Consider the following 8,485-nt stretch of genomic DNA (forward strand, 5'->3'; position numbering starts at 1 on the left):
GGCAGCGCTGCCCGGAAAACTCACGCGAGCGGCCGACGGTCACGGGGCATCGCGGTTCCCGCCTGAAAACGGCGTGTAGCAACGCCGTAACACGCCTGCGGTCGAATGCCTGAGGTTCTACCTCCGAGTGGGCAGGGGCAGCGATGGCGGTGCATCAACTCCCGGCGGAGGTCGGGGCGTTCGCTCGGTACCTCGAAGAGCTGACCGGGCGGCTCGACCCCGCGGGCGGGTGGTACGCGATCTTCCGGCAGCGGGACCCCGACGGAATGCGGGCCTGCCTGCAAGGGGTCGAGATCCCTCCGTGGGACGTGGTCGCGTCCCTGCTCCACGACCTGGCGACGCCGGCGGGCCAGGCGCACGCCGAGCGGGAGTGGGTCCGGGCCCGTGCGCTCCACGCGGCGGCAGCGGCGGCGCACGACCGGCTGCCGGGCGGACGCGAGGCGCTGGAGGAGCGGCGGGAGCTGATGCGCGGTGAGCAGGCGTACGCGGCGGCCCGCGCGGGGGAACTGCTGCGGTCGCTGGCCGGTGAGCCGGAGGGCACGGCGGAGGCGGAGCGCCTGACGCACGAACTGTCCTGGATGCGCGACGACCACGCCCGCGCGACCTCGCGCGTCACGGAACTGACGTCCCGCCTGGAGTCGCTGCCCCGCCCCTCGTCCTGGTTCGCCCAGGTCCGACCCGACGCCCCGGAGCCGGCCGCGCTGTCGGGCCCCGCCGGTGCCGCGGAGCAGCGAACCGACGGGCCCCGGCCGACCGGCATGCCCGGCGCTGCGGGCAAGGCTGCGGCTTACGGGCAGACCGGCACGACACGCACGGACGGGCCCGGCGCTCCTGGCTCCCGGGGCCGATCCGGCGGGCCGGGCGGCGCCGAGCCGCGCGGGTACGGCGACCCCGGCAGCGAGGGACCCCGCTCCGGACCGGCCGCCGGCCTCGGCGCGCCCTCCGCCGCCGACCCGTACGGGACGGGTGTGCGCGAGGCACCTGTGGCCACCGGCGTCGCGGCCGAGGACGCCTGGGCGGCCGCGAGGCCCGGCACCGCCGCGGGCGTTCAAGAGACGGACCCCGGCGCACCGAACGCCGGCGCCGCCCCCGGCACCGCCGCGGGCGGCCCCGGGGAGCGCGTCCGGGGCAAGCGGAAGGCCCGGCGAGGGGCCCGGTTCGCGGGGGTGGACGACGACGGGGGCGGCACCGTCGCCGTGCCCGTGCTGCCCGTCACCGGTGACGTGCCCCGGGGTGCGCGGTACGGCGGTGCCGCCGCGGCCCCCGAGCCGGTCCCGTCGCCCGGGCCCGCGCCCGCGCACGAGAGCGAAGGCGCCGACCGGGCCGCGCGCGAGACCGTCGCCGCTCTTGGGCGGCTGAGGGCCGAGGGCCGCGGCGGCGAGGCGCACGTCGTGCTGTGCGAGGCCGCCGCCCGGCCGCCGGGCTGGCTGCCCGCGCTCGCCGCCGAGCTCCACCGCGGCGGACTGGAGGCCGACTGGGGCACCCTCCTGTGGGAGGTGGCGTCCCAGTCCGCCGCACACCTCGCCGCGGCCGCCGACGCGCTCACCGCGGCCGGCCGGCCCGACGACGGACGGCAGTTGCTGCGCCAGGGCGTCTCGCGGCCCGCCGAGGAGATCGCCGACACCGCGATCGCGCTGACGGACGAGGGCCTCGGCACCCGCGCCCGTGCGCTGCTCGCCGCGTACGCGCAGGTGCGCCCCGCCGAGGACGCCGCCAGGGTCGCCGGCCGCGACCCGGCCCGGCTCGTTCCCGCCCTGCTCGACGCCGCCCGTGACGTCTCACCGGACCGGGAGCGCGGTCTCCTCCACGCGCTGCGCGTGGCCGGTTACCTCGGCGCCTGACCGAGACGAAACCGTTCCGAAATCGACCGCTCGGGTGCGAAACATGATCGACTTCGCGGGTTGACGACGATGGTCTTGCCCCGCTGTGTGACGTGGCTTACGTTCTCCATCTGCGTATTGCGTCTACGTGCGTAGAGGCTCTCTGGCGTCCCGTCGAAGGAGCAGCTCATGGCCCATGTCGTACGCGCCGCCCTCGTCCAGGCCACCTGGACCGGCGACACCGGATCGATGATCGCCAAGCATGAGGAACACGCCCGTGAGGCCGCCGGGCAGGGCGCCAAGGTCATCGGATTCCAAGAGGTCTTCAACGCTCCGTACTTCTGCCAGGTGCAGGAGCCCGAGCACTACCGCTGGGCCGAGCCCGTCCCGGACGGTCCCACCGTCCGCAGGATGCAGAACCTCGCCCGCGAGACCGGCATGGTGATCGTCGTCCCGGTCTTCGAGATCGAGGGCGCGGGCTTCTACTACAACACCGCCGCGGTCATCGACGCCGACGGCAGCTACCTCGGCAAGTACCGCAAACACCACATCCCCCAGGTCAAGGGCTTCTGGGAGAAGTACTACTTCAGGCCGGGCAACGCGGGCTGGCCGGTGTTCGACACGGCCGTCGGCAAGATCGGCGTCTACATCTGCTACGACCGCCACTTCCCCGAGGGCTGGCGCCAACTCGGCCTCGCGGGAGCCCAGTTGGTCTACAACCCGTCCGCCACCCACCGCGGTCTGTCCTCCCACCTCTGGCAGCTGGAGCAGCCGGCCGCCGCCGTCGCCAACGAGTACTTCGTCGCCGCCATCAACCGCGTCGGCATCGAGGAGTACGGCGACAACGACTTCTACGGCACCAGCTACTTCGTCGACCCGCGCGGCCAGTTCGTCGGAGACCTCGCCAGCGACAAGGAGGAGGAACTGGTCGTCCGCGACCTCGACTTCGACCTGATCGAGGCCGTCAGGCAGCAGTGGGCGTTCTACCGTGACCGCCGACCCGACGCGTACGAAGGACTTGTGCAGCCGTGACCGACCTGTACGGGCGCCACAAGGCCGTCCTCCCGGACTGGCTCGCCCTCTACTACGACCGCCCCATCGAGATCACCCACGGCGAGGGACGCCATGTCTGGGACGCGGACGGCAACCGCTACCTGGACTTCTTCGGCGGCATCCTCACCACCATGACCGCGCACGCCCTGCCCGAGGTCACCAAGGCGGTGAGCGAGCAGGCCGCGCGGATCATCCACTCCTCCACCCTCTACCTCAACCGCCCCATGGTGGAGCTCGCCGAGCGCATCGCCGCCCTCTCCGGCATTCCGGACGCCCGCGTCTTCTTCACCACCTCCGGTACGGAGGCCAACGACACCGCCCTGCTGCTCGCCACCGCCTACCGCCGTTCCAACCAGATCCTGGCGATGCGCAACAGCTACCACGGCCGTTCCTTCTCGGCGGTCGCCGTCACCGGCAACCACTCCTGGTCCCCGACCAGCCTCTCCCCGCTCCAGACGCTGTACGTGCACGGCGGCGTCCGCACCAGGGGCCCCTACGCCGGGCTGGCCGACGCGCAGTTCATCCGGGCCTGCGTCGCCGACCTGGAGGACCTGCTCGGCCACACGCGCGACGTCGCCGCGCTGATCGCCGAACCGGTGCAGGGCGTCGGCGGGTTCACCTCGCCGCCCGACGGGCTGTACGCCGCCTTCCGCGAGGTGCTCGACCGGCACGGCATCCTGTGGATCTCCGACGAGGTGCAGACCGGCTGGGGCCGCACCGGCGAGCACTTCTGGGGCTGGCAGGCGCACGCCCAGAACGGCCCGCCGGACATCCTCACCTTCGCCAAGGGCATCGGCAACGGCATGTCGATCGGCGGTGTCGTCGCCCGCGCCGACGTCATGAACTGCCTCGACGCCAACTCCATCTCCACCTTCGGCGGTTCGCCCGTGACGATGGCCGCCGGCGTCGCCAACCTCTCCTACCTGCTGGAGCACGACCTCCAGGGCAACGCCCGGCGCGTCGGCGGGCTGCTCATCGAGCGGCTGCGCGCGATCGGCGCGGGCGTCCCCGCCGTACGGGAGGTGCGCGGACGCGGCCTGATGATCGGCATCGAGCTGGTCGGACCGGGCACGGACGAGGCCGACCCCAAGGCCGCCGGCAAGGTCCTGGAGGCCGCGCGTGAGAGCGGCCTGCTGATCGGCAAGGGCGGCGGCCACAACACCAGCGTCCTGCGCATCGCCCCGCCGCTCTCGCTCACCGTCGCCGAGGCGGAGGAGGGCGCGTCCCTCCTGGAGCGGGCCCTGCGCGCCGTGTAGCGCCGCCTGGGCCTGTCCGGCCGACCGAGTCCACACACGAGGAGACCATGAGCACCCGCACCCTGATCCGCGGCGGTCTCGTCATCACCGCCGCCGACGAGATCCACGCCGACGTCCTGATCGACGACGGCCGGATCGCCGCACTGGCCGCACACGGCACCTCCGCCGCCGAGTCCTTCTCCGCGGACCGCGTCATCGACGCCACCGGCAAGTACGTCATCCCGGGCGGCGTCGACGCGCACACCCACATGGAGCTGCCGTTCGGCGGCACGGCCGCCTCCGACACCTTCGAGACCGGCACCCGCGCGGCGGCCTGGGGCGGCACCACCACCATCGTCGACTTCGCCGTGCAGTCGGTGGGGCGCTCCCTGCGCGAGGGCCTGGACGCCTGGTACGCCAAGGCCGACGGCAACTGCGCCGTGGACTACGCCTTCCACATGATCCTCTCCGACGTCAACGAGTCCTCGCTCAAGGAGATGGATCTCCTGGTGGAGGAGGGAGTGACCTCCTTCAAGCTCTTCATGGCCTATCCGGGCGTCTTCTACAGCGACGACGGGCAGATCCTGCGCGCCATGCAGCGGTCGGCGTCCAACGGCGGCCTGATCATGATGCACGCGGAGAACGGCATCGCCATCGACGTCCTCGTCGAGCAGGCGCTCGCCCGCGGCGAGACCGACCCCCGGTACCACGGCGAGGTCCGCAAGGTGCTCCTGGAGGCCGAGGCCACCCACCGGGCCATCCAGCTCGCCCGGGTCGCCGGCGCGCCGCTGTACGTCGTGCACGTCTCGGCCGAGGAAGCCGTCGCCGAGCTCGCGGCGGCCCGCGACAAGGGGCTGAACGTCTTCGGCGAGACCTGCCCGCAGTACCTGTTCCTGTCCACCGACAACCTCGCCGAACCGGACTTCGAGGGCGCCAAGTACGTCTGCTCCACCCCGCTGCGGCCCAAGGAGCACCAGGCCGCGCTCTGGCGCGGCCTGCGCACCAACGACCTCCAGGTCGTCTCCACTGACCACTGCCCGTTCTGCTTCAGCGGCCAGAAGGAACTCGGCCGGGGTGACTTCTCCAAGATCCCCAACGGGCTGCCGGGCGTGGAGAACCGCATGGACCTCCTCCACCAGGCCGTCGTCGACGGCCACATCAGCCGGCGCCGATGGATCGAGATCGCCTGCGCGACCCCGGCCAGGATGTTCGGCCTCTACCCGAAGAAGGGCACCATCGCGCCGGGCGCCGACGCGGACGTCGTGATCTACGACCCGCACACCGGACAGACGCTCTCCGCCGAGACCCACCACATGAACGTCGACTACTCGGCCTATGAGGGCCGGACCGTCACCGGGCAGGTGGAGACCGTGCTGTCGCGCGGCGAGGTGGTCATCGACCGGCGCGAGTTCACCGGCCGGGCCGGCCACGGCGTCTACACCCCGCGCTCCACCTGCCAGTACCTGAACTAGCCAGAACCAGGAGGCCACCTCGTGGACTTCGGACTCGTCCTGCAGACCGACCCGCCCGCGTCCGCCGTCGTCGGGCTGATGCGGCGCGCGGAACGCAACGGCTTCCGCTACGGCTGGACCTTCGACTCCGCGGTGCTGTGGCAGGAGCCGTTCGTCATCTACAGCCGCATCCTCGAGCACACCCAGAAGCTGACCGTGGGCCCCATGGTCACCAATCCCGGCACCCGGACCTGGGAGGTCACCGCCTCCACCTTCGCCACGCTCAACGACATGTACGGCAACCGCACGGTGTGCGGCATCGGCCGCGGCGACTCGGCCATGCGGGTGGCGGGCCGCAAGCCCAACACCCTGGCCAGGCTCGGCGAGGCCATCGGCGTCATCCGCGATCTCGCCGAGGGCCGCGAGGCGGTCGTCGACGGGCAGCCGGTCCGCCTTCCCTGGGTCAAGGAGGGCCGGCTGCCCGTGTGGATGGCGGCGTACGGGCCCAAGGCCCTGGCGCTCGCGGGACAGAAGGCCGACGGGTTCATCCTCCAGCTCGCCGACCTGTACCTCACCGAGTGGATGGTCAAGGCCGTGCGCGCGGCGGCCGCCGACGCCGGTCGCGACCCGTCGTCGATCACCGTCTGCGTCGCGGCCCCCGCGTACGTCGGCGACGACCTCGCGCACGCCCGCGACCAGTGCCGCTGGTTCGGCGGCATGGTCGGCAACCACGTCGCCGACCTCGTCTCCCGCTACGGAGAGCACTCGGACATGGTTCCCGAGGCGCTGACCGCCTACATCAAGGAGCGGCACGGCTACGACTACAGCCACCACGGCCGCGCCGGGAACCCGTCCACCGACTTCGTGCCGGACGAGATCGTGGACCGGTTCTGCCTCCTCGGACCGGCCGAGGCGCACATCGACAAGCTCAAGGCACTGCGCGACCTGGGCGTGGACCAGTTCGCCGTCTACAACATGCACGACGCGAAGGAAGCGACGATCGACGCGTACGGCGCGCAGATCATCCCGGCTCTCACCAGATGACCGTCTGTCGAAAGGTCACCCACCATGACCGCGACCGTCCCGCCCGTGCCCTCGCAAGGACCCGAATACGACCCGGCGGGACGCGTCGAACTCCCGCCGGGCGCCCTCCCCGCCGACGGCCGTTTCGTCAACGACGACCTGCTGCCCGTCCCCGTCGCGCGCCGCCGCTGGACCACGTACAACTTCGCGGCCCTGTGGGTCGGCATGGCGCACAACATCCCCTCCTGGCTGCTCGCCTCCGGCCTCGTCGCGCTCGGCATGGACTGGAAGCAGGCCGTGTTCACCATCGCGCTCGCCAACCTCATCGTGCTGGCGCCGATGCTGCTCACCGGGCACGCCGGGCCCAAGTACGGCATTCCCTTCCCGGTGCTCGCCCGTGCCTCGTTCGGGCTCTACGGCGCCAATCTGCCCGCGATGATCCGCGCCGCCGTGGCGTGCGCCTGGTTCGGCATCCAGACGTGGATCGGCGGCCAGGGCATCTTCGTCCTGCTGGGCAAGCTGTTCGGCGGCTGGGCCGAGGCGGCGAAGGTCGGCGGCCAGCCGTGGACGCTGTGGGTGTGCTTCGTCCTGTTCTGGGTGCTCGAACTGGCCATCATCCACCGGGGAATGGAGGCCCTGCGCCGCTTCGAGAACTGGGCCGCGCCGTTCGTCATCGTCGGCGCGCTGGTGCTGCTGGCATGGATCGCGGCCAAGGCGGGCGGCCTGGGGCCGCTGCTCGACCAGCCGTCGAAGCTGGGCTGGGGCGCGGACTTCTGGCCGGTGTTCTTCCCGTCCCTGATGGGCATGATCGCCTTCTGGTCCACGCTGTCGCTCAACATCCCCGACTTCACCCGCTTCGGCGCGGGCCAGCGCGCCCAGATCTGGGGCCAGACGCTCGGACTGCCCACCACGATGACGCTCTTCGCCCTGCTGTCCGTCTTCGTCACCTCCGGTTCGCAGGCCGTGTACGGAGCGGCGGTATGGGACCCGGTCGCGCTGGCGGGCAAGACGGACAACGTCTTCGGTCTGCTCTTCGCGCTGGTGACCGTGCTCGTCGCGACGATCTCGGTGAACATCGCGGCGAACGTCGTCTCACCGGCGTACGACCTGGCGAACCTGGCGCCGAAGTTCGTCAACTTCCGCAGGGGCGCGCTGGCCACGGGTGTGGTCGGTGTGCTGATCATGCCGTGGAAGCTGACCGCCACGCCCGAGCTGTACATCTTCACCTGGCTCGGTCTGGTCGGCGGACTGCTCGGCACGGTCGCCGGCATCCTCATCGCGGACTACTGGCTCGTGCGGCGCACCGTCCTCGACCTCCCGGCGCTCTACACGCCGGGCGGACGCTACTGGTACACCTCCGGCTGGAACCTCCGCGCGGTCGCCGCCTTCGCGGTCGGTGGTGTGCTCGCGGTCGGCGGTTCCCACTCGGCACCGGGCAAGGGCCCCTTCCCCCCGGACGGTCTGATCCCGTTCCTGCGCCCGCTCGCGGACTACGGCTGGGCGGTGGGCCTGATGGCGTCGCTGGTGCTGTACGTGGTGCTCATGGGGACGCGGGGTCCGCGGGCGCGGGCGTGAGACCAATCGGGGAGTCCGCCCCCCCGGGCCCTGTCACCTACGCCTGCCGGGGGTGGGGGCCCTCCGTCTGCGCCCTGTCGGGCGTGGGAGACTCCCGCCCTGCCCGGCGTGGGGGCCCTCCGTCTGCGCCCTGTCGGGCGTGGGAGACTCCCGCCCTGCCCGGCGTGGGGGCCCCTCCGTCTGCGCCCTGTCGGGCGTCGGAGACCCGCCGCCCTGCGGAGAGTGGGAGACCCCCACCCTGCGTTCAAATGGGGCGCGCCACCGCCTCAAGCGCCGGCGTGGGGGGGTGTGGGGGCGGGGGGTGCACCCCCGCGCGGGGCGCGGGGGC

General features: G+C 72.2%; 6 protein-coding genes. All 6 read left to right on the top strand.

Annotated elements, in window-relative coordinates:
• Nucleotides 1–143: 143 nt before the first annotated feature.
• The 6 genes from AB0K02_RS16195 to AB0K02_RS16220 all read left to right on the top strand — a co-directional run bounded on the left by AB0K02_RS16195 (nucleotide 144) and on the right by AB0K02_RS16220 (nucleotide 8,157).
• On the top strand, nucleotides 144–1,841 hold the full coding sequence (locus AB0K02_RS16195) for a hypothetical protein (RefSeq protein ID WP_365993074.1): 1,698 nt from the start codon (nucleotides 144–146) through the stop codon (nucleotides 1,839–1,841).
• A 168-nt stretch (nucleotides 1,842–2,009) separates the two neighbouring features.
• Nucleotides 2,010–2,852, top strand: a complete 843-nt coding sequence (locus AB0K02_RS16200) for a nitrilase-related carbon-nitrogen hydrolase (protein ID WP_365993075.1) — start codon at nucleotides 2,010–2,012, stop codon at nucleotides 2,850–2,852.
• Nucleotides 2,849–4,129, top strand: coding sequence for an aspartate aminotransferase family protein (locus AB0K02_RS16205; protein ID WP_365993076.1), 1,281 nt, complete (start codon nucleotides 2,849–2,851; stop codon nucleotides 4,127–4,129). Before AB0K02_RS16200 ends, AB0K02_RS16205 begins: the two co-directional genes overlap by 4 nt.
• Nucleotides 4,130–4,176: 47 nt before the next feature.
• Nucleotides 4,177–5,580, top strand: a complete 1,404-nt coding sequence (gene hydA, locus AB0K02_RS16210) for a dihydropyrimidinase (RefSeq protein WP_365993077.1) — start codon at nucleotides 4,177–4,179, stop codon at nucleotides 5,578–5,580.
• Nucleotides 5,581–5,601: 21 nt separating this feature from the next.
• Nucleotides 5,602–6,603, top strand: a complete 1,002-nt coding sequence (locus tag AB0K02_RS16215) for a TIGR03842 family LLM class F420-dependent oxidoreductase (RefSeq protein ID WP_365993078.1) — start codon at nucleotides 5,602–5,604, stop codon at nucleotides 6,601–6,603.
• Between the two features lie 24 nt (nucleotides 6,604–6,627).
• Nucleotides 6,628–8,157, top strand: a complete 1,530-nt coding sequence (locus tag AB0K02_RS16220) for an NCS1 family nucleobase:cation symporter-1 (RefSeq protein ID WP_365993079.1) — start codon at nucleotides 6,628–6,630, stop codon at nucleotides 8,155–8,157.
• Nucleotides 8,158–8,485 lie beyond the last annotated feature (328 nt).

Origin of the sequence: Streptomyces sp. NPDC049597, from assembly GCF_040675505.1 — a bacterium.
Taxonomy (GTDB): domain Bacteria; phylum Actinomycetota; class Actinomycetes; order Streptomycetales; family Streptomycetaceae; genus Streptomyces.

What these genes read in the sequence shown, in the direction of transcription:
- AB0K02_RS16200 (WP_365993075.1), top strand. Translation starts at nt 2,010, where the DNA reads ATGGCCCATGTCGTACGCGCCGCCCTCGTCCAGGCCACCTGGACCGGC.
- hydA (WP_365993077.1), top strand. Translation starts at nt 4,177, where the DNA reads ATGAGCACCCGCACCCTGATCCGCGGCGGTCTCGTCATCACCGCCGCC.
- AB0K02_RS16195 (WP_365993074.1), top strand. Translation starts at nt 144, where the DNA reads ATGGCGGTGCATCAACTCCCGGCGGAGGTCGGGGCGTTCGCTCGGTAC.
- AB0K02_RS16220 (WP_365993079.1), top strand. Translation starts at nt 6,628, where the DNA reads ATGACCGCGACCGTCCCGCCCGTGCCCTCGCAAGGACCCGAATACGAC.